The organism is Burkholderia sp. MSHR3999 (assembly GCF_000833595.1).
Taxonomy (GTDB): domain Bacteria; phylum Pseudomonadota; class Gammaproteobacteria; order Burkholderiales; family Burkholderiaceae; genus Burkholderia; species Burkholderia ubonensis.
In genome coordinates this window covers 1,166,001-1,186,796 of record NZ_JRFO01000006.1, presented here as the reverse complement: position 1 = coordinate 1,186,796, position 20,796 = coordinate 1,166,001, and the positions used below count along the sequence as shown (strand labels likewise).

At 65.7% G+C, this 20,796-nt stretch carries 17 protein-coding genes; all 17 read right to left on the bottom strand.

Going from position 1 to position 20,796, the window contains the following annotated elements:
- Positions 1-39: 39 nt before the first annotated feature.
- The 17 genes from KY49_RS22700 to KY49_RS22620 all read right to left on the bottom strand — a co-directional run bounded on the left by KY49_RS22700 (position 40) and on the right by KY49_RS22620 (position 20,770).
- Entirely contained in the window at positions 40-567 is a 528-nt protein-coding gene (locus tag KY49_RS22700; protein WP_042586701.1) for an ATP synthase subunit I, read from the bottom strand.
- 378 nt (positions 568-945) lie between these two features.
- Positions 946-2,076 carry an SLC13 family permease gene (locus KY49_RS22695; RefSeq protein WP_042586700.1) on the bottom strand — a complete coding sequence of 377 codons (1,131 nt, stop codon included), beginning with the start codon at positions 2,074-2,076 and terminating at the stop codon, positions 946-948.
- Between the two features lie 13 nt (positions 2,077-2,089).
- Positions 2,090-2,983, bottom strand: coding sequence for a ParB/RepB/Spo0J family partition protein (locus KY49_RS22690; protein ID WP_042586928.1), 894 nt, complete (start codon positions 2,981-2,983; stop codon positions 2,090-2,092).
- A gap of 31 nt (positions 2,984-3,014) precedes the next feature.
- Positions 3,015-3,791, bottom strand: coding sequence for a ParA family protein (locus KY49_RS22685; RefSeq protein ID WP_010093111.1), 777 nt, complete (start codon positions 3,789-3,791; stop codon positions 3,015-3,017).
- Between the two features lie 51 nt (positions 3,792-3,842).
- On the bottom strand, positions 3,843-4,529 hold the full coding sequence (gene rsmG, locus KY49_RS22680; RefSeq protein ID WP_042586699.1) for a 16S rRNA (guanine(527)-N(7))-methyltransferase RsmG: 687 nt from the start codon (positions 4,527-4,529) through the stop codon (positions 3,843-3,845).
- On the bottom strand, positions 4,526-6,496 hold the full coding sequence (gene mnmG, locus KY49_RS22675; RefSeq protein ID WP_042586698.1) for a tRNA uridine-5-carboxymethylaminomethyl(34) synthesis enzyme MnmG: 1,971 nt from the start codon (positions 6,494-6,496) through the stop codon (positions 4,526-4,528). Before mnmG ends, rsmG begins: the two co-directional genes overlap by 4 nt.
- A 307-nt stretch (positions 6,497-6,803) precedes the next feature.
- On the bottom strand, positions 6,804-7,559 hold the full coding sequence (locus KY49_RS22670; protein ID WP_042586697.1) for an ABC transporter ATP-binding protein: 756 nt from the start codon (positions 7,557-7,559) through the stop codon (positions 6,804-6,806).
- A complete protein-coding gene (locus KY49_RS22665; RefSeq protein ID WP_052495762.1) occupies positions 7,556-9,340 on the bottom strand; it encodes a branched-chain amino acid ABC transporter ATP-binding protein/permease in 1,785 nt (594 codons plus the stop codon). The genes KY49_RS22670 and KY49_RS22665 overlap by 4 nt, the downstream gene beginning before the upstream one ends.
- 4 nt (positions 9,341-9,344) lie before the next feature.
- Positions 9,345-10,400: a branched-chain amino acid ABC transporter permease gene (locus KY49_RS22660; RefSeq protein WP_042586696.1), complete on the bottom strand. Its 1,056-nt coding sequence runs from the start codon at positions 10,398-10,400 to the stop codon at positions 9,345-9,347.
- A 102-nt stretch (positions 10,401-10,502) separates the two neighbouring features.
- Positions 10,503-11,660 (bottom strand): ABC transporter substrate-binding protein, encoded by a 1,158-nt coding sequence (locus KY49_RS22655; RefSeq protein ID WP_042586695.1) that lies wholly within the window; start codon positions 11,658-11,660, stop codon positions 10,503-10,505.
- A 286-nt stretch (positions 11,661-11,946) separates the two neighbouring features.
- Positions 11,947-12,966 (bottom strand): IS110 family transposase, encoded by a 1,020-nt coding sequence (locus KY49_RS22650; protein WP_042585031.1) that lies wholly within the window; start codon positions 12,964-12,966, stop codon positions 11,947-11,949.
- A 908-nt stretch (positions 12,967-13,874) separates the two neighbouring features.
- Entirely contained in the window at positions 13,875-14,849 is a 975-nt protein-coding gene (locus KY49_RS22645; RefSeq protein WP_042586926.1) for a branched-chain amino acid ABC transporter permease, read from the bottom strand.
- Positions 14,849-15,733, bottom strand: a complete 885-nt coding sequence (locus KY49_RS22640; protein ID WP_010093122.1) for a branched-chain amino acid ABC transporter permease — start codon at positions 15,731-15,733, stop codon at positions 14,849-14,851. The genes KY49_RS22645 and KY49_RS22640 overlap by 1 nt, the downstream gene beginning before the upstream one ends.
- 94 nt (positions 15,734-15,827) lie before the next feature.
- A complete protein-coding gene (locus tag KY49_RS22635; RefSeq protein WP_042586694.1) occupies positions 15,828-17,027 on the bottom strand; it encodes an ABC transporter substrate-binding protein in 1,200 nt (399 codons plus the stop codon).
- 75 nt (positions 17,028-17,102) lie between these two features.
- Positions 17,103-17,858: an ABC transporter ATP-binding protein gene (locus KY49_RS22630; protein WP_042586693.1), complete on the bottom strand. Its 756-nt coding sequence runs from the start codon at positions 17,856-17,858 to the stop codon at positions 17,103-17,105.
- Positions 17,855-18,634 carry an ABC transporter ATP-binding protein gene (locus KY49_RS22625; RefSeq protein WP_010093126.1) on the bottom strand — a complete coding sequence of 260 codons (780 nt, stop codon included), beginning with the start codon at positions 18,632-18,634 and terminating at the stop codon, positions 17,855-17,857. The genes KY49_RS22630 and KY49_RS22625 overlap by 4 nt, the downstream gene beginning before the upstream one ends.
- Before the next feature lie 450 nt (positions 18,635-19,084).
- On the bottom strand, positions 19,085-20,770 hold the full coding sequence (locus KY49_RS22620; protein ID WP_042586692.1) for a GMC family oxidoreductase: 1,686 nt from the start codon (positions 20,768-20,770) through the stop codon (positions 19,085-19,087).
- Positions 20,771-20,796 lie beyond the last annotated feature (26 nt).

The window sequence follows — 20,796 nt, the reverse complement described above, 5'->3', positions numbered from 1 at the left end:
CGGCGCGTTTTCATGTCGAAACCGCGCGCTGCTTGTTCCTTACCGCCAGGCCAGTGCGATCCAGTACGTCTTCAGCACGACGAGGTACGTGACGAGGAGCGGCACCCAGTGCACGCCGGGATAGCCGAACGCCACTGCGGCGAACATCCCGATCGTCACACCGAGCTTGAGGGCTTCGCCTGCCACCCAGCTCATCACGGTGGCCGAGCCACCTGCCTTCAGTCGTGCCACGAACAACGCACTCGGCACCCAGCCGATCGCTCCGCCCAGAAACGCGGATTGCGCAGCGGCGCCCGGCGACTTCGAAAACAGCCACCACGCCAGCGTTGCAACCAGGGACAAGGCCACTTGCGCGATCACCACCTTGTAGGGGGTCATGCGCGAGGGCCGACTCACGTTCGGGCCGAACAGCTTCTCGGCTTCTGCCCGCGTGAGCGGAACGATGTTGTCGTCTTGCAGCTCGGCATCCCAGTCGTCGCCGGGAGATTCGCGCCGCTCGCCGGCCGCTGAAGCGGTGCGTTGCGCGCGGTGATCATCGTGCCTACCTTTCGGCGCCTGACCCGCCATCGCAGTCTTCCGCAAAATCCCTGAATCCGGCCCCAAGCTTTCCGAAAGCTTTCAGGGGCGCCTAGCTAACAAATCCGGGCGATTGTAAGCGATAGTTGCAGGTGATTCAAGGCTTTAGACGCGACAAAAACCTGCGTAAAACGACGCCTCATGATGTGAAAAACGCGCGAATCCACGAGGTACGATGACAGTTGTAAGGACAATTGTTTGCACGGTATTTCGTGTGCGAAGAAAGTCGCGAACCGGACGGGCCGGCGATGGTGTATCGCGCGGCTGATGGGCCGCTGTGGATGAATCGTTGTGGATGTGACGTCGCGGATGAGTCGCTGTGGGCGCCCCGCTTTCGATGCATCGCTGCGTAGGAACGTACTGTGCGACTCAGCCGTGAACGAGCAGCCATCCGCCGAGCACAGCGCTTGCGATCGCAAACGGAATCGACACGAGGTGAAACGGCAGCCACATGCGCGGCTCCTTCGCGAGCCGCACCGCGATCAGGTTCGCGAGCGAGCCGATCGCGACGCCGAAGCCGCCGACGGATACCCCGAACGCAAGCGCGCGCCAGTCCCGCGTGAACTCCGACAGCAGGATCGCGGCAGGCACGTTGCTGATCCCCTGCGACAACATCGCGCCCGCCGCGAACACGCGCAGCGGCGTATCGAGACGCGCATGCGCGATCGCGTCATGTATCGTCGGCAGCGCAGCCGCGGTGCGCAGCACGACGAACATCAGCACGAAGATCAGCAACAGCAGCCAGTCGATCCTCAACACCGCGTCGCGCCGCACGACCGCCAGCACGATGGCAACGGCGATCAGGCCGTGCAGCGCATGATGCGCATCGGCAAGCAGCACGAACGCGGCGAACAGGGCCGCCGCGACGAGTGCCTGCATGCGCTGCACCGGCAACGCGACGACATCGGCGGACAGGTCGAGCGGCTTCGCACGAAACGCACAAGCCGTCACCGCGAGCAGCAGGATCATCAACGCAATCGCAAGCGGCCCGAGCGTGAGCACGAAGCGGCTGAACGACACGCCGCTCAACTGCCACAGGAACAGGTTCTGCGGATTGCCGAGCGGCGTCGCGACCGACCCCGCGTTGACGGCCAGCGCAACGACGATCACGAGCCGCCGGAACGGCAGCGGCGTCAATGCGCGCAGCGACACCATCAACGGCACGACGACGAACAGCGCGACGTCGTTGGTGAGCCACATCGCGAGCGCGGCGGAGAACCCGACGAGCAGCATCGCGAGCGCGCGCTCGGAATGCACGTGATGCACGATGCGATGCGCCAGCCACATCAGGCACCCGGACAACTCGAGCGCCTTCGTCAGCATCAGCAGGCCGGCAAGCGTCGCGACCGTCTGCCAGTCGACGCGATCGACCAGCACTCCGAATGGTTGCGGGCGCATCCATTGCAGCAGGATGAAGCCGGCGACCAGCACGGCCAGCACCGGCTCCTGCGAGAGCCAGCCGAGCCACCGGCGCGGCGCCCACGCGCCCGCGCTGTCCATCGGCGACACCCCGTTACTCTTCCGCCGTCACGTTGCCGCGCAAGCGCGCGAGGATGCCCTCGAGCGCATCGAGGTTGCCGAAATCGATCATCACCTGCCCTCGCCCGCGCCGGCCGAGCTTGATCTTCACCGTCGACGCCAGCAGGTCGGACAACTCCTCTTCGAGACGGCGCGTGTCGCGGCCGCCGTCGTCCTTCGCGCGTGCCTTCACGGCCGGCGCTTCCTTCGTCGTCTGCGTGACGAGCTTCTCGGTTTCGCGCACCGACATGCGCTTGTTCACGACCTGGTGCGCAAGCGTGATCTGCGTTGCCGCATCGACCGCCAGCAGCGCGCGCGCATGGCCCATGTCGAGATCGCCGGCGAGCAGCATCGTCTGCACCGGCGCCGCGAGATTCAGCAGGCGCAGCAGGTTCGACACCGCGCTGCGTGAACGGCCGACCGACTCGGCGGCCTGCTCGTGCGTGAAATGGAATTCGTCGAGCAGGCGCTGGATGCCGTGCGCCTCTTCCAGCGGATTCAGGTCTTCGCGCTGGATGTTCTCGATCAGCGCCATCGCGGCGGCGGCTTGATCGGACACATCCTTCACGAGCACCGGCACCTCTTCGAGGCCGGCGAGACGCGCGGCGCGGAAACGCCGCTCGCCCGCGATGATCTCGTATTTGTCTGACGAAATGGGGCGAACCAGGATCGGCTGCATCACGCCTTGCGCGCGGATGCTCGCCGCCAGTTCCTGCAAGCTGCCCTCGTCCATTCGCGTCCGCGGCTGGTACTTGCCGGCCTGCAGCTTCGCAAGCGCGAGCGTGTTCGGCGCGCCCTCGATCTTCACCGCTTCGGTGATGTCGGCACTGCCGCCGAGCAGCGCTTCGAGGCCACGACCCAACCCTTTCTTCTTCGGCACCGCGTTCATGTCTTTCTTCCTCGCTTCGCTCATGTCCGGATCACGCATCGAATGCGCGCACGCGCTCGATCATCTCGGCGCCGAACTGGAGATAGGCCTGCGCACCGCGCGAGCCGCGGTCGAACACGACGCCCGGCAACCCGTAGCTCGGCGCTTCCGCGAGGCGAACGTTGCGCGGAATCACCACGTCGAACACCTTGTCGCCGAAGTGCGCCTTCAATTGGTCGGAAACCTGCTGCTGCAGCGTGATGCGCGGATCGAACATCACCCGCAGCAAGCCGATGATCTTCAGGTCGCGGTTCATGTTCGCATGCACCTGCTTGATCGTATTGACGAGATCCGACAGGCCCTCGAGTGCGAAGTACTCGCACTGCATCGGAATCACGACGCCGTGCGCCGCGCACAGGCCGTTCAGCGTCAGCAGCGACAGCGTCGGCGGACAATCGATCAGCACGAAGTCGTAATCGTCGGCCACGCGCTCGAGCGCCGCCTTCAACCGGCGCTCACGATTGTCGATGCCGATCAGCTCGATTTCGGCGCCGGACAGTTCGCGGTTCGCCGGCAGCACGTCGTACGTCACCGCTTCGGGGCGCACGCGCGCATCGGCAACCGTGACGCCGTCGACCAGCACCTCGTACACGGTCGACTCGACGCCCGCCTTGTCGATCCCGCTACCCATCGTCGCGTTGCCTTGCGGGTCGAGATCGATCAGCAGGACACGTTGCTCCTGCGCTGCAAGGCTCGCGGCGAGATTGACCGTTGTCGTCGTCTTGCCGACGCCCCCCTTCTGGTTCGCAACGCAGAAGATCTTTGCCATCGTTGGTGTGTCCTTCTAACTTCAAACAATCGGCGCGCCGACAGCGCGCCGTCAATTCGCTTCGTCGACGGCGACTTCGATCAGATGCCGTTCGGCATCGAGCATCGGCACCGCCAGCCGAATGGTCTGCTTCACGTGGCTGCCGTCGGGCAGCCGTGCAATCTCGTCATCCGGATGCACGCCCTTCATCGCCCAAATCGATCCACTAGGCGCGACCAGATGTCGAGCAAGTTTAACGAAGTCGGATAGATCCGCGAAAGCGCGCGATACGATTACGTCGAATTTTTCCGGCACTTCGACGCCCGGCTGCAGCGTTTCCACGCGCCCGGTCACGACCGACAGGTTCGCGAGTTTCAGCTCGGCACGGGTTTGCGTCTGGAATGCAGACTTCTTCTGGACGATATCGTTCAGCGTGATCTGCCAGTCCGGCAGCACGATCGCCAGCACGATGCCCGGCAACCCGCCGCCCGACCCAACGTCGAGCACGCGTGCCGACGCGCGGCCACGCAAATGAGGAACGATCGAAAGCGAATCGAGGATGTGCTGAATCAGCATCTGCTGCGGATCGCGAATCGCGGTCAGGTTGTAGACCGCGTTCCACTTCCCGAGCAGCGCGACATAGTCGAGCAGCTGATTCCGCTGCGCATCCGTCAGCGCGACGTCGAGTGCATGCGCACCCTCGACGAGCATCCTCTCCAGGCCATCCCGATTGAGCGCCGGCGCGCGACGCGCCGTCATTGCTGCGTCGGGACGCTGCCGCCCCCCTGCTCCACTGCCTCGGCGGCATTGCCGTTGCGGCGACCCAGGCCGCGGCGCTTCAGGTGCACCATCAGCAGCGAAATCGCCGCCGGCGTGACGCCCGAAATGCGCGACGCCTGGCCGATCGTTTCCGGCCGGAACTGATTCAGCTTCTGACTCACTTCGAACGACAGGCCACGCACTTCGCGGTAGTCGATGCCTTCCGGCAAGCGGGTGTTTTCGTTCGCGTCGTTGCGCTCGATCTCGTTCGCCTGACGCTCGATATAGCCCTGATATTTGATGCCGATCTCGACCTGCTCCTTGATCTGCTCGAGCAGCACCGGATCGTCGGCCAGCGGCTCCGCCGGGCCGCATTCGCCACCCTTCAGGCTGCACACGCCGTCGTAACTGATGCCCGGGCGGCGCAGCAGTTCGGCGAGGCTGTATTCGTGGTCGATTGCCTTGCCGAGCAGCGCCGTGGCTTCGTCGGCCGGCAGCGTCTTCGGCGTGACCCACGTCGACTTCAGGCGCTCGGTTTCACGTGAAACAGCGTCGCGCTTCCGGCAGAACGCATCCCAGCGCACGTCGTCCACCAGGCCCAGTTCGCGGCCGATCTCGGTCAGGCGCATGTCCGCATTGTCTTCACGCAGGCTCAGACGGTATTCGGCCCGGCTCGTGAACATACGGTACGGCTCGGCGACGCCGCGCGTCACCAGATCGTCAACCAGCACGCCCAGATACGCCTGGTCGCGACGCGGGCACCATGCATCCTTCTCCTGCACGTACAAGCCCGCGTTGACGCCGGCCAGCAGCCCTTGAGCCGCCGCTTCCTCGTAGCCCGTCGTCCCGTTGATCTGGCCCGCAAAGAACAGCCCGTTGATCGCCTTGGTTTCAAGCGATGCCTTCAGCGCGCGCGGATCGAAGTAGTCGTACTCGATCGCGTAGCCCGGGCGCAGGATGTGGGCCTGTTCGAGGCCGCGCATCGAGTGCACGAGCTCGAGCTGGACGTCGAACGGCAGGCTCGTCGAGATCCCGTTCGGGTAGAACTCGTTGGTCGTCAGCCCTTCGGGCTCCAGGAAGATCTGATGCGATTCCTTGGACGCGAAACGATGGATCTTGTCCTCGATCGACGGGCAGTAGCGCGGCCCGACGCCTTCGATCACGCCTGTATACATCGGCGAGCGATCGAGACCGCCGCGGATGATGTCGTGCGTGCGCTCGTTCGTGTGCGTGACCCAGCACGGCAGCTGCTGCGGATGCTGCTCCGCGCGGCCCAGGAACGAGAACACCGGAATCGGGTCCAGATCGCCGGGCTGCTCTTCCAGCTTCGAGAAGTCGATCGTGCGGCCGTCGATGCGTGGCGGCGTACCGGTCTTCAGCCGCCCTTGCGGAAGCTTCAGCTCCTTCAGGCGCGACGACAGCGTCACGGCCGCCGGATCGCCGGCGCGGCCGCCCGTGTAGTTGTTCAGGCCGACGTGGATCTTGCCGTCGAGGAAGGTCCCGGCGGTCAGCACCACCGCGCGGGCGCGGAAACGGATGCCGATCTGCGTCACGGCCCCCACCACACGGTCCCCTTCGACCATCAGGTCGTCGACCGCCTGCTGGAACAGCCACAGATTGGGCTGGTTCTCGAGGCGGTGACGAATCGCCGCCTTGTACAGGATGCGGTCGGCCTGGGCGCGCGTCGCACGCACGGCCGGCCCTTTCGACGAATTGAGAATACGGAACTGGATGCCGCTCTCGTCCGTCGCGGCAGCCATGGCGCCGCCCAGCGCGTCGACTTCCTTGACCAGATGCCCCTTGCCAATACCGCCGATCGACGGATTGCAGCTCATCTGCCCAAGCGTTTCGATGTTGTGCGTCAGCAGCAGCGTCTTCACGCCCATACGGGCGGACGCGAGCGCGGCTTCCGTGCCGGCATGACCGCCACCGACGACGATGACGTCAAATTCTGTGGGAAAAAGCATGGTGGATTCCGCACGCAGGACTGCGCACGAACCTATCTGAGAAATGTATGGGCCGAATTATAGCGGGTTCGCTTTTCACCCGAAGACCGTCCGAATGGTAGGGTCCGTTCATTTCGCCGGTTTTCCGCTGGTCGATCGGCGAATCTGTGCCGTCCGGCCGTGTTCCGCATAGCGCACGCACAGAATTTCGGGCCGTTTGCGTGGCACTTATCCCAACGCTGTGGCCGTCGAGTCTTGCGTCCCGACTCAAACAAAAGCGGCGTGTTTCACGTGAAACACGCCGCCCGCTTTCCGCCGAACCCACCGTTCAAGCCGTCTTCTTCGCCAACCCGAGGTACGTTTCGATCACGCGCGGATTCTGTGCAAGCTCGGCCGCCGGCCCTTCCAGCGCGAACTCGCCGGTCTCGAGCACATAGCCGTAGTCGGAAATCTGCAGCGCCGCCCGCGCGTTCTGCTCGATCAGCAGCGTCGCGACACCGGTGCCGCGCAGCGCGCTGATGATATGAAAAATCTCCTTCACGATCAGCGGCGCAAGGCCGAGGCTCGGTTCGTCGAGCATCAGCAGATCGGGCTTGCCCATCAGCGCCCGCCCCACTGCGAGCATCTGCCGTTCGCCGCCGGACAGCGTGCCGGCCGCCTGGTTACGCCGCTCCTTCAGCCGGGGAAACAGCGCGAACACATGATCGAGCTGGTCGAGGAAGCTCGCTTCGCCCGCCTGCTTGCGACGGTATGCGCCGAGCACGAGGTTGTCCTCGACCGACATCGTGCCGAACAGCTCGCGCTTTTCCGGCACGAGGCACATGCCGCGCGCCACCCGCTGCTCGACCGGCAGCGCGCCGATGTCGGTGCCGCGATAGACGACCGCGCCCGACGCGTGGCCGGTGACCGGCAACGCGCCCATGATCGCGTTCAGCAGCGTCGATTTGCCGGCCCCATTGGGCCCGATCACGCTGACGATCTGCCCCGCGCCGACCTTGATCGCCGCGCCGTGCAGCGCCTCCACCTTGCCGTATCGGACCGAGAGCCCATGCACGTCGAGAATCGGCATCGCGTCCGCCATCATTCCACCCCGCCCAGGTACGCTTCGAGCACCGCCGGATCCTGCTGCACGTCCTGCGGCAGCCCTTCCGCGATCCGCGTGCCGAACTCCATCACCACCAGCCGATCGGTGAGATTCATCACGAAATCCATGTCGTGCTCGACGAGCAGCACGCTCATCCCTTCCGATTTCAGCCGCCGCAACAGATCCGCCAGCTGCTGCTTCTCCTTGTAGCGCAGCCCGGCGGCCGGCTCGTCGAGCAGCAGCAGCGTCGGGTCGCAGCACAGCGCGCGGGCAATTTCGAGGATCCGCTGCTGGCCGAGCGCAAGGCTCCCCGCTTCGTCGTACATATGCGTTTCGAGCCCGACGCGGCGGATCTGGCGCGCCGCTTCGGCCAGCAACCGCGCCTCCTCGCGGGCATTGAGCCGCATGACGCTGCGCCAGACGCCCGTCGTGCCGCGCAGATGCGCGCCGAGCGCGACGTTCTCGAGCACCGTCATCCCCGGCAGCAGCTTCACGTGCTGGAACGTGCGGCCGATGCCGCGCCGGACGATCTCGCGCGACGTCAGGCCGTCGATCCGCTCGCCGCGGAACGTGATCGCGCCGCCGGTCGGCCGCAGCACGCCCGTCACGAGATTGAACGTCGTCGACTTGCCGGCGCCGTTCGGGCCGATCAGGCCGATGATCTGTCCCGCGTTGACCTCGAAGCTGACGTCGTTGACGGCCACCAGCCCGCCGAACTGCTTGCGCGCGTTGTCGACGACCAGCAGCGCCTCGCCCGTCGCCGGCCTGCTGCGCTGCGGCAAAGAATCGGCGTCGTGCGGCACGCGCGCGCGCGTTCCACGTGGAAACAGCCTCGCGACGAACGGCCACACGCCCTGCCGCGCGTACTGCAGCAGCAGCACCATCAGCACGCCGAACACGATGATCTCGAAGTTGCCTTCCGAACCGAGCAGCTTCGGCAGCAGCGTCTGCAGGTAGTCCTGCAGCACGGTGAGGATCGCCGCGCCGAGCACCGCGCCCCACACATGCGCGACGCCGCCGACCACCGCCATGAACAGGAATTCGATCCCGTGGTTCAAGCCGAACGGCGTCGGGTTCACCGCGCGCTGCAGGTGCGCGTACAGGAAGCCGGAAACCGCTGCGAGCACCGCCGCGTAGACGAAGATCACGACGCGCATCCATGCGGTGTTCACGCCCATCGCCTCGGCCATCACGCCGCCGCCGCGCAGCGCGCGGATCGCGCGGCCCGGCCGGCTGTTCAGCAGGTTCTGCACCGACACGATCGCCGCGAGCACGACCGCCCAGATCAGGAAATACAGGCTGCGTCCGCTGTCCAGCACGACACCGAACAGGTGCAGCGCCGGAATGCCGTTGATCCCGTCGTACTTGCCGAGCAGCTCGAGGTTGCCGAACAGGTAGAACAGCGCGAGGCCCCACGCGATCGTGCCGAGCGGCAGGAAATGCCCGGACAGCCGCATCGTCACCGCGCCCAGCACGAGCGCGACGAGCGCCGTCAGCACGACGCCGGCGATCAGCCCGAGCCATGGCGACACGCCGCAGCGCGTCGTCAGGTACGCGGTCGCGTACGCGCCGATGCCGACGAAGGCCGCCTGCCCGAAGCTCGTCATCCCGCCGACGCCCGTCAGCAGCACGAGCCCGATCGCGACGATCGCGTACAGGCCGATGTAGTTCAGCAGCGTGATCCAGTATTCGGGCACCCGCAGCACGCCGGGCAGCACCGGCAGCGCAAACAGCACCACGAGAAACAGCCAGAACGTCTTGTTGCGCACGATCTTCTTCATCGCGTCACTCCTCGTCCTCTTCCGCGTGCGGCGTCGCGAAGCTGCGCCACAGCAGCACCGGAATGATCAGCGTGAACACGATCACCTCCTTGTACGCGCTCGCCCAGAACGACGAATACGATTCGAGCACGCCGACGAGCAGCGAGCCGGCCGCCGCGAGCGGATAGCTGACGAGCCCGCCGATGATCGCGCCGACGAAGCCCTTCAGGCCGATCAGGAAGCCGGAGTCGTAGTAGATCGTCGTCAACGGCCCGACGAGGATGCCCGACAGCACGCCGAGCCCCGCCGCGAGCGTGAAGGCGAGCCGCCCCGCTTCCGTCGTGCCGATGCCGACGAGCCGCGCGCCGAGCCGGTTCACCGACGTCGCGCGCAGCGCCTTGCCGGCGATCGTGCGGCCGAAGTACACGTAGAGCGCCGCGATCAGCACCAGCGCCGTGACGACCACCAGCACGCTCTGCAGCGAGATCGTCAGGCTGCCGACCGACAGCGACGCATCGGAGAACGCGCCGGTCCGCGAGCCCTCCGCGCCGAACATCACGAGCCCGAGGCCCACCATCGCGAAATGGAGCGCGACCGACACGATCAGCAGCAGCAGCGTCGTCGCCTCGGCCACCGGCTGGTAGACGAGCCGGTAGACGAACGGCCCCATCGGCACCACGATCGCGAGCGTCAGCGCGATCTGCGCGAGCATCGGCAGCGGCTGCGCGGCATAGCTGCGCGTGAGCGCGAACACCGCGAGCGGCAGCAGCACGTAGCGGCTGCCGAGCGTCGTCAGCGTGCGGCCGAGCTGATGACGACGTGCGCGATGCCGGATCAGGCCGCCGACTTCGAGCACGAAGCACGCGATGCCCATCACGAACAGCAGCCAGCAGGTGGCGGGAAACTTCTGCGCCTGCAACGCGGCAAGCGTCAGCGCGCCGTAGGCGACGAACTCGCCCTGGGGAATGAAGACCACCCGCGTGACGGAAAACACCAGCACGAGCGCCAGCGACAGCAATGCATAGATGGCGCCGGTCGTGATGCCGTCTTGCGCGAGGATCGCCGCAATCGAGAAATCCATACGTTTCGTGTGTCGAGAAGGCTGCGGGGAAACGGCGAGCGCCGGCCGACGGCGCGCGCGGCGTCCTGCCGCCCGCACGCGCCGTCGTCATTCACGTGGAACTCAGTCGGCCTGCAGCTTCCACTTGCCGTCGACGATCTGCACCATCACGCGCGCCCGCGTATCGAAGCCGTTGTGATCGGCCGGCGTCGTGTTGATCACGCCGTGCGACACCGGCAGGTCCTTCACGTTCTCGAGCGCCGCGCGCAGCGCTTCACGGAATGCCTCGGTGCCAGGCTGGCCCTTCTTCAGCGCATCGGGAATCGCGCGCTGCAGCAGTTGCCCCGCGTCCCACGCATGGCCGCCGAACGTCGACACCGATCCCGCGCCGTACGCCTTCTCGTAAGCCGCCTTGTATGCCTGCGACGGCTTCTTCACCGGGTTCGAATCGGGCAACTGGTCGGTGACGAGCACCGGGCCGGCCGGCAGGATCTCGCCTTCGCAGTCCTTGCCGCACACGCGCAGGAAGTCGTTGTTCGCGACGCCGTGGGTCTGGTACACCTTGCCCTTGTAGCCTCGCTCCTTCAGCGTCTTCGCGGGCAATGCCGCCGGCGTGCCGGAGCCGGCGATCAGCACCGCGTCGGGATTCGCGCTGGCCAGCTTCAGCACCTGGCCCATCACCGATGCGTCGGTGCGGTTGTAGCGCTCGTTCGACACGATCTTGAGCCCGTTCGCGGCGGCCGCCGCGCTGAACGTGCTGTACCAGCTGTCGCCGTACGCGTCCGCGAAGCCGATGAAGCCGACCGTCTTCACGCCGTGCTTCGCCATGTAGCCCGCGATCGCGTCGGCCATCAGGCGATCGTTCTGCGGCACCTTGAACATCCACGCGCGCTTCGCGTCCATCGGCGCGATGATCTGTGCGCTCGCGGCGAGCGAGATCGCCGGGGTCTTGCCCTGCGACACCGGATCGAGCATCGCGAGCGAGTTCGGCGTGACCGACGAGCCGATGATCGCGTCGACGTGGTCCTCGTCGATCAGCTTGCGCACGTTCTGCACCGCGCGGCTCGTGTCGGATGCGTCGTCGAGCACGATGTACTGCACGCTCTTGCCCGCGATTTCCTTCGGCAGCAGCGCGATCGTGTTCTTTTCCGGGATGCCGAGCGACGCGGCCGGCCCGGTGGCCGACAGCGTGACGCCGATCTTCACCTGCGCCGACGCCGTCGCCGCCGCGCACACGAGGCCCGCGGCGAGCACGGCCTCCATCCATCGATTCATTTTCATCACGTGTCTATATGAACGCGTCCCGTTTGCAACAGTTTTCGAATGTTCAGACAGACAGGATGGCTGCAGCTCTATATCCGGCCTTGTTGCAGCCGATCCTGCCGCTGCGGGCCTCTATGAAATCCGCTGACTCGCCCCTCATTCTCCTGGCGAGCTCGAAGCTCGTCACGTGATTCAGGTTTAGCAAGTCCCGGTCCTACCTGACTTGTCATCACACTCGATTGCTGCGCAACCTTTCGACGTTCACCCTGTGTTAAACGTTGGTCTTCTACCTCGCCTGAGCCGTTCAGACCGGTTTCACGCTCAAGTAGTCCTTCTGATACGGCCGGTCATGGGCCAGTACCGCCCAGATCGTGCGCGCCATCTTGTTCGCTAGCGCGACGATCACCACATTCATCGGCCGCCGCTTCTTCATCTGCTCGACCCACGGGCCGGGCTCCTTCGCATGCGTCAACACGCTTCGCGCACCATGGATCAGCAGCGTGCGCAAATATGTGTCGCCTCTCCTGCTGATTCCGTGCAGGTTCACCTTGCCGCCCGAGCCGGTCTGCTTGGGCACTAATCCGGCCCATGCCGCGAACTCTCGCCCCGAGCTGAACGCTTTCGGATCGCCCATCATCGCCACCGCCGCCGTGGCCGTGAGCAACCCGACGCCGGGTATCTCGCTGATCGCCTTTACGGCCCGCTCTTCCTTCTTCCAGTCGCGCATCCGGCGCTCGATTTCGGCAATCTGCTCGTCCAGCCTCGCCAACCCGTTCCACTGCTCGCGCAACGTCTCGATCAGCGCCGCCGGCAAGCGCTCGGTGATCCGGCCAAGCACGGCCGGTATTTCCTTGTCCAGCTTCGCCCGGCCCTTGCTCATCACCTCGCCGTATTCCGTCAGCAAACCGCGCAGTCCGTTGCTCTGCATCGTGCGGAACTTCACCAACTGCTCACGCATGCGGTGCAGCGCCAACATCGCCTGCTGCATCTCGCTCTTCACCGCCACCGGCTTGCCCGGCTGCTGCACCGCCAGCCAAATCGCCCGCGCGTCCGCCGCATCGTTCTTGTTGCGAATGTTGAACGCTTTCACGAACTGCGCCGGCATCAGCCTCACCTCGTGACCCAGCTTCGTCAATTGACGGGCCCAGTGGTGCGCGCCACCACACGCCTCCATTCCGATCAGGCACCGCGCACGGTTGGCGAAGTGCTCCAGAAACTTTGCCCGCTTGATCGGCTTGTTCACGATCTCTCCGCTTTCCTGATCGACGTAATGCACCTGGAAAACCTGCTTGGCGATATCTACGCCTACGGCCATACTGTTCATCGTGGATCCTCCGGTTGCCGGGAAATGCTTGCATTTTCCACCTGGGCACTTCGATGCCGTCGGCCCGTGAGGATCCACCCACTTCCTCTGCTTTCACTGCCTCGGGTGGGACGCGTTCATTTCAATTCTCCAAACGCTGCTCGAAAAATCCTCGGGGCGCTCGGGCGGCGCCCGGTCTCGACTCAAACAAGTTAATAATTTAACTATCCCGCATGGCCGCGCCTACGCTCGTTTTCCCGTGACGCCGCCGGGCAGGCTCGTCGCAGGGAATAACCGGGATAACCAGGTGGAAATCGATCGCGAAACGGACTCTGTCCGCTGTGATGCCGGCGCAATGCACGGCGTGTGCACCGGACGCTGATGCGCGCTGCGCTTCTCATCAACCCGCACTCCGCTTTCTGGATTCTGCTTGTAGGAGAACTGCCGACTGAATTCCCGACCGATTGGTCGGCGAAAGGCGAGTGTAGCGGACGCGTCCTGCGTGCGCCAACCGGGTAAGCCCGAAGCGCTTGCAGCAATCCATTGTCGGGAAACGGTGAGAAAGACAGCCGCGCCGAACGCATGAAATGACAGCATGGGCAGCATGCGAAGCCGGCTGCTGCGCGATCGGCGGAAAGAAAGTTGTACGCGCAAATGAAAAAGCGCTGTTGGATTCCGTCCAACAGCGCTTTGGGTCCGGGCACTTTGTGCCTCGATTGTCTCCTCGTTCTCCACCTGCAAAATTCGTTTCGCGGTGCATCAGAACTGAGACGAAGATTAAAGGACCTTTCACACTGCGGCAACTTAGCATTTACCCCTATGGTGCATCGCCGCACGAAAATGGGGCACCAGACTGCCGCCCAGCGCCTGCCGGAGCGCGCCTGGGCGCGGTCCGGAACCGGTGCCCGATGGTGCTTCGCATCAACGCGTCACGAGGCTTTAAGCGGTTTGTACCGCGCGATCATTTCGCCGACGATGCCGCGCCGGAACGCGAGCACGCACGCGATGAAGATCAGCCCGGTCACGATCGTCGCCGATTCGCCGAGCGAGTGGAACCAGCCGATGCCGGTCAGCGACGCGAGCCATTCGCCGATGTCGCCGAGCCGGTCCTCGAGCGAAACGATCAGCGCGGCGCCGAGCAGCGGGCCGAACAGCGTGCCCATCCCGCCGACGAGCGTCATCAGCACGACGAGGCCCGACATCGTCCAGTACGCGTCGGAAAGCGTCTCGAAGCCGAGCACGAGCACCTTCAGCGAGCCGGCCAGCCCCGCGAGCCCGGCCGACAGGACGAACGCAAGCAGCTTGAAGCGGTCGGTGTCGTAGCCGAGCGAGACCGCGCGCGCTTCGTTCTCCTTGATGGCGACGAGCACCTGGCCGAACGGCGAATGCACGATTCGCACGATGAACGCGCAGGCCGCGACGATGATCGCGAGCACGACGTAATAGAGCACCAGGTCCGACGACAGGTCGAGCACGCCGAACAGCCGGCCGCGCGGCACGCCCTGCAGGCCGTCCTCGCCGTGCGTGAACGGCGCCTGCAGGTAGATGAAGTAGATCATCTGCGCGAACGCGAGCGTGATCATCGCGAAGTAGATCCCCTGCCGGCGGATCGCGAACAGGCCGACCACGAGGCCGAGCAGCGTCGCGGCCGCGGTGCCCGCGAGCACGCCGAGCTCGGGCGTGAAGCCGAGCGTCTGCAGCGCGTAGCCGGTCAGGTAGCCGGCGGTCGCGAGGAACATCGCGTGGCCGAACGACAGCAGCCCCGTATAGCCGATCAGCAGGTTGAACGCGGCCGCGAACAGCGCGAACGCGAGCACCTTCATCACGAACACCGGATACGCGCCGGCGAACGGCGCGACGAGCAGTGCGGCGAGCAGCACGCCGTAGAGCACTTTTCTCTGCATCATCTTTCCTTGCCGAAGAGGCCCGCCGGACGGATCAGCAGCACGATCGCCATGATCACGAACACGACGGTGGCCGACGCCTCCGGATAGAACACCCGCGTGAAGCCCTCGATCACGCCGAGCATCAGGCCGGTGAGGATCGAGCCGAGGATCGAGCCCATCCCGCCGATCACGACCACCGCGAACACGGTGATGATCATCGGCTGGCCCATCAGCGGCGACACCTGGATCACCGGCGCGGCCAGCACGCCCGCGAACGCGGCGAGCGCGACGCCGAAGCCGTAGGTGAGCGTGATCATCATCGGCACGTTCACGCCGAACGCCTCGACGAGCTTCGGATTCTCGGTGCCCGCGCGCAGGTACGCGCCCAGGCGCGTCTTCTCGATCACGAACCAGGTCGCGAGACATACCGCGAGCGACGCGACGACGACCCACGCGCGATAGTTCGGCAGGAACATGAAGCCGAGATTGGTCGCGCCGGCGAGCTGCGACGGCACGTCGTACGGCTGCCCGGACGCGCCGTAGATCGAGCGGAACACGCCCTCGACGACGAGCGTCAGGCCGAACGTCAGCAGCAGCCCGTACAGGTGGTCGAGCTTGTACAGCCAGCGCAGCATCGAGCGCTCGACGACGACGCCGAACACGCCGACGAGCACCGGCGCGATCACGAGCATCGCCCAGTAGGGCAGCCCGAAATACGACAGCCCCATCCATGCGAGCATCGCGCCCAGCATGAACAGCGCGCCGTGCGCGAAGTTGATCACGTTGAGCAGCCCGAATATCACCGCGAGCCCGAGGCTCAGGATCGCGTAGAACGAGCCGTTGACGAGCCCGAGCAACAGCTGGCTCAGCATCGCCGGCAACGGAATGCCAAAGATTTCCATCGCTTCCGCCGTCAGAGTGAGGTTCGTTGCGCGCGCAACCGGTTCGCCGCGCGCGCAGGCGGCGGGGCGCCCTGCCCCGCCCGCCGCCGCGCGCTTACTTCCACATCGCGCAGCGCGTCTCCTGCTTGGTCGTGAACGCCTGTTCGCCCGGAATCGTCGCGAGCACCTTGTAGTAGTCCCACGGCTCCTTCGATTCGGACGGCTTCTTCACCTCCATCAGATACATGTCGTGGATCATGCTGCCGTCCGCGCGGATGTAGCCCTTCGCGTAGAAGTCGTTGATCTTCGCCTTCTTCAGCTCGGCCATCACCTTGTCGGAGTCGGTCGTGCCGGCCGCCTGCACCGCCTTCAGGTAGGTCGTCACCGACGAATAGTCGGCCGCCTGCAGGCTCGACGGCATCTTCTTCATCTTGCCGAAGTAGCGCTGCGCCCACTGGCGCGACGCCGCATCGCGGTTCCAGTACCAGCTGTCGGTCAGCACGAGCCCCTGGGTCGTCTCGAGGCCGAGGCTGTGCACGTCGTTGATGAACATCAGCAGCGCGGCGAGCTTCATCGTCTTCGTGATGCCGAACTCCTTCGCCGCCTTGATCGCGTTGATCGTGTCGCCGCCCGCGTTCGCGAGGCCGAGGATCTGCGCCTTCGACGCCTGCGCCTGCAGCAGGAACGACGAGAAGTCCGACGCGGACAGCGGATGCCGCACGTAGCCGAGCACCTGCCCGCCGTGCGCCTTCACGACGTCCGACGTGTTCTTCTCGAGCGCCTTGCCGAACGCGTAGTCGGCGGTCAGGAAGAACCACGTCTTGCCGCCCTGCTTCACCACCGCCGAGCCGGTGCCCTTCGCGAGCGCCATCGTGTCGTACGCGTAGTGCACCGTGTACGGCGTGCACTGCTCGTTCGTCAGCGTGTCCGCGCCCGCGCCGATGTTGATGTAGACCTTCTTCTTCTCCGCCGCGACGGTGTTCATCGACAGCGCCGTTCCCGAATTCGTGCCGCCCACGAGCAGGTCGAGCCCGCCGCGGTCCATCCACTCGCGCGCCTTCGACGCCGCGATGTCCGCCTTGTTCTGGTGATCCGCGTACACGACCTCGATCGGCTTGCCGAGCACCTTGCCGCCGAAGTCCGCGACCGCCATGCGGATCGCCTCGAGGCCGCCCTGCCCGTCGATGTCCGCATAAAGCCCCGACATGTCGGTGATGAAACCGATCTTCACGGTATCCGCGGCCTGCGCGGCGCCGGCGCTGAGCGCGGCGGCCGCGAGCGCGAGACAGGCGCGTGCGAGGGTCTTCATTTTCATTGACGTCTCCTGTTCTTCTGATGCGTTGTGGTTGTTCGAAGGCCGCCCGGCTAGCGGCCTGGGCAACGGATGGCGTCAGACGCCGAGCAGGTCGTGCAGCACCGGCATCTTGCTTGCGAGTTCGCGCGCGCCGAAATGCTCGACGATCCGGCCGTGCTCCATCACGTAGAACCGGTCGGCGAGCGGCGCGGCAAAGCGGAAATTCTGTTCGACCATCACGATCGTGTAGCCGCGCGCCTTCAGCGCGACGATCATCTTCGCGAGCGTCTGCACGATTACCGGCGCGAGGCCCTCGGAAATCTCGTCGAGCAGCAGCAGGTTCGCGCCGGTGCGCAGGATCCGCGCAACCGCGAGCATCTGCTGCTCGCCGCCGGACAGCCGCGTGCCCTGGCTCTGCCGGCGCGATGCGAGGTTCGGGAACATCGCGTAGATGTCGTCGAGCGACATCGCGTGCTCGCGCGGCCCGATCGGCGGCGGCAGCATCAGGTTCTCCTCGCACGACAGGCTCGAGAAGATGCCGCGCTCCTCCGGGCAATAGCCGACGCCGTAATGCGCGATCCGGTGCGTCGCAAGGCCGATCGTCTCGTGGCCGGCGACCTTGATCGAGCCGCTGCGGCGGCCCGTCAGGCCCATGATCGCGCGCAGCGTCGTGGTGCGGCCCGCGCCGTTGCGGCCGAGCAGCGTCACGACCTCGCCGCGGTGCACGGCGAGGTCGACGCCGTGCAAGATGTGCGATTCCCCGTACCAGGCTTCGAGGCCCGAGATCTCCAGCGCAGGCGTGCCGCTTTCGACGCCGCTCAATTCGCGTTCCTCCCGTTCGCTGCGCTTCATGCGTGCGCCCCCGCGAGCGCTGCATCGGCGCTGCCCATGTATGCCTCGATGACGAGCGGATTCTTCGACACCTCCGCATACGAGCCCTCGGCGAGCACCTCGCCGCGCTGCAGGACGGTGATCGTGTCGGAGATGCCCGCGATCACGTTCATGTTGTGCTCGACCATCAGGATCGTGCGCCCGCTCGCAACCTTCTTGATCAGCGCGGTCACGCGGTCGACGTCTTCGTGGCCCATCCCTTGCGTGGGCTCGTCGAGCAGCATCAGCTCCGGCTCCATCGCGAGCGTCGTCGCGATCTCGAGCGCGCGCTTGCGGCCATAGGCGAGCTCGACGGTCGGCACGTGCGCGAAATCGGTGAGGCCGACCTGCGTGAGCAGGTCCATCGCGCGATCGTCGAGCGCCTTCAGCGAGCGCTCGCTGCGCCAGAAATGGAATTCGGTGCCGAGCGAGCGCTGCAGGCCGAGCCGCACGTTGTGCAGCGCGCTCAGGTGCGGAAACACCGCGGAAATCTGGAACGAACGGATGATGCCGCGCCGCGCGACCTGCGCGGGACGCTCGTCGGTGATGTCGATGCCGTTGAAGACGATCTGGCCGGCCGTCGGCGTCAGGAATTTGGTCAGGAGGTTGAAGCAAGTGGTCTTGCCCGCGCCGTTCGGTCCGATCAATGCGTGGATCGACCCGCGGCGCACGCGCAGATTGACGCCGTTCACGGCGGTGAAGCCCTTGAATTCCTTCGTCAGTCCGCGTGTTTCGAGAATCGTGTCGCCGAGAATCATGTTCCCTTCCGTACGAAATCGGGCGAAGCACCGGGAGGGTTCGCGCAAACGGCCGCAAACATGTCAGCGGATGATCAGGCTGCCCCCGAGCTTTGCGTCACGTCTCGTGGGTGGTCTCCCGCGCCGACGCGTATTCACACTGCGCAACATTGTCGCGCCGTTGGTGCAGTGCATTCATCGGGATTTGCACTTATAGGGCTGGCCGCCATATCGGACGGATCGCAACGGCGTTTTACGGAATATTTTTGGCCGGCATGCCGATTGCGCCACGCGTGCGCACGCGGCTGCGCGGCCGCGTGCGCACGGGCTTGCGCCGAAAGTCGCATTCGATTTGCGCGCGATTGCGCAACAACAATCCGTCACGCTCACGCGCGGCATAACAGCGAATATTTTCCTAACCGAAATAATCGGCGGGCGCCGGCTTGATATGCATCGCGAACTAGCTGGCAGTCACGCGGCAGATACGGCCGCATCGCGCCCCACCAGCGCCGCGTCGCGCGATGCGCGCCGGTCCGCGCGGATCATGTCGCTCGCGCGCTCCGCGATCATCAGCGTCGGCGAGTTGGTGTTGCCCGACGTGATGGACGGCATCACCGACGCGTCGACCACCCGCAGCCCGGCAACGCCGCGCACCCGCAGCCGGCTGTCGACCACGGCGCCGTCGTCGTCCGCGCGCCCCATCCGGCAGGTGCCGACCGGATGGAAGATCGTCGTGCCGACTGCGCCGGCCGCTTCGATCAGTTCCTCTTCGGTCCGGTAGCGCGGGCCCGGCAGGATTTCTTCGGGGCGGTATCGCGCGAGCGCCGGCGCGGACGCGATCCGGCGCGTCAGCCGCAGCGCGTTCGCGGCAACGTGGCGATCGTAGTCGGTCGACAGATAGTTCGGCGCGATCGCGGGCGCCGCGCCCGGATCGGCGCTCGCGACGTGGATGCTGCCGCGCGACGTCGGCCGCAGGTGGCAGACCGATGCGGTGAACGCATTGAAGCTGTGCAGCGGCTCGCCGAAGCGCTCGAGCGACAGCGGCTGCACGTGATATTCGAGATCGGGCCGCGTGAGCGTCGGGTCGTCCGGATCGGATTTCGCGAACGCGCCGAGCTGCGACGGCGCCATCGACATCGGCCCGCGCTGCAGCAGCGCATATTCGGCGCCGATCGCGAGCTTGCCCCACCAGTGCGCGGCCAGCGTGTTGAGCGTGCGCACGCCCTCGACGCGAAACGCCATCCGCAGCTGCAGGTGATCCTGCAGGTTTTCGCCGACGCCGCGCAGGTCCTGCACGACGTCGATGCCGAGCGCCTGCAGCCGCCGGCCGTCGCCGATGCCGGACAGTTCGAGCAGTTGCGGCGAATTGACGGCGCCCGACGTCAACAGCACTTCGGCGCGCGCACGGGCGACGAAATTCGTATCCCCGCCGCGATATTCGACGCCGGTCGCGCGCCGCCCGTCGAAGATCACGCGCTGCGCGTGCGCGCCGGTGATCACGGTCAGGTTCGGCCGCGACATCGCCGGGCGCAGGAACGCCTTCGACGCGCTCCAGCGCACGCCGCGCTTCTGGTTCACCTCGAAATAGCCGACGCCGGTGTTGTCGCCGCCGTTGAAATCGTCGGTCGCGGGAATGCCGGTTTCCTGCGCCGCGTGCGCGAACGATTCGAGGATTTCCCAGCGCAGCCGCTGTTTCTCGACGCGCCAGCAGCCGCCCGCGCCGTGCACGTCGCTCGCGCCCGCGTGATGATCCTCGCTACGCTTGAAGATCGGCAGCACGCTGTCCCACGACCAGCCCGCGTCGCCCGTGTCGCGCGCCCAGCCGTCGTAGTCCTCGCGCTGGCCGCGCATGTAGATCATCCCGTTGATCGACGACGAGCCGCCGAGCACGCGGCCGCGCGGATACGACAGCGCGCGGCCGTTCAGCCCCGCTTCCGGCTGCGTCTTGTAGAGCCAGTCGGTGCGCGGATTGCCGATGCAATACAGGTAGCCGACCGGGATATGGATCCACGGATAGTCGTCCTTGCCGCCGGCTTCGAGCAGCAGCACGCTGACGTCCGGATCGTCGGTCAGACGGTTCGCGAGCACGCAGCCCGCGGTGCCCGCGCCGACGATCACGTAATCGAATTCACCCTCGAGCGTCCGTTCAGTGTTCACAGCCTGTCCCCTGTCGACCAGCGTTA

Excerpts from the sequence above, each read along its gene's own strand:
- KY49_RS22700 (WP_042586701.1), bottom strand. The coding sequence starts at position 567 with ATGGCGGGTCAGGCGCCGAAAGGTAGGCACGATGATCACCGCGCGCAA.
- KY49_RS22695 (WP_042586700.1), bottom strand. The coding sequence starts at position 2,076 with ATGGACAGCGCGGGCGCGTGGGCGCCGCGCCGGTGGCTCGGCTGGCTC.
- KY49_RS22690 (WP_042586928.1), bottom strand. The coding sequence starts at position 2,983 with ATGAACGCGGTGCCGAAGAAGAAAGGGTTGGGTCGTGGCCTCGAAGCG.
- KY49_RS22685 (WP_010093111.1), bottom strand. The coding sequence starts at position 3,791 with ATGGCAAAGATCTTCTGCGTTGCGAACCAGAAGGGGGGCGTCGGCAAG.
- rsmG (WP_042586699.1), bottom strand. The coding sequence starts at position 4,529 with ATGACGGCGCGTCGCGCGCCGGCGCTCAATCGGGATGGCCTGGAGAGG.
- mnmG (WP_042586698.1), bottom strand. The coding sequence starts at position 6,496 with ATGCTTTTTCCCACAGAATTTGACGTCATCGTCGTCGGTGGCGGTCAT.
- KY49_RS22670 (WP_042586697.1), bottom strand. The coding sequence starts at position 7,559 with ATGATGGCGGACGCGATGCCGATTCTCGACGTGCATGGGCTCTCGGTC.
- KY49_RS22665 (WP_052495762.1), bottom strand. The coding sequence starts at position 9,340 with ATGAAGAAGATCGTGCGCAACAAGACGTTCTGGCTGTTTCTCGTGGTG.
- KY49_RS22660 (WP_042586696.1), bottom strand. The coding sequence starts at position 10,400 with ATGGATTTCTCGATTGCGGCGATCCTCGCGCAAGACGGCATCACGACC.
- KY49_RS22655 (WP_042586695.1), bottom strand. The coding sequence starts at position 11,660 with ATGAAAATGAATCGATGGATGGAGGCCGTGCTCGCCGCGGGCCTCGTG.
- KY49_RS22650 (WP_042585031.1), bottom strand. The coding sequence starts at position 12,966 with ATGAACAGTATGGCCGTAGGCGTAGATATCGCCAAGCAGGTTTTCCAG.
- KY49_RS22645 (WP_042586926.1), bottom strand. The coding sequence starts at position 14,849 with ATGCAGAGAAAAGTGCTCTACGGCGTGCTGCTCGCCGCACTGCTCGTC.
- KY49_RS22640 (WP_010093122.1), bottom strand. The coding sequence starts at position 15,733 with ATGGAAATCTTTGGCATTCCGTTGCCGGCGATGCTGAGCCAGCTGTTG.
- KY49_RS22635 (WP_042586694.1), bottom strand. The coding sequence starts at position 17,027 with ATGAAAATGAAGACCCTCGCACGCGCCTGTCTCGCGCTCGCGGCCGCC.
- KY49_RS22630 (WP_042586693.1), bottom strand. The coding sequence starts at position 17,858 with ATGAAGCGCAGCGAACGGGAGGAACGCGAATTGAGCGGCGTCGAAAGC.
- KY49_RS22625 (WP_010093126.1), bottom strand. The coding sequence starts at position 18,634 with ATGATTCTCGGCGACACGATTCTCGAAACACGCGGACTGACGAAGGAA.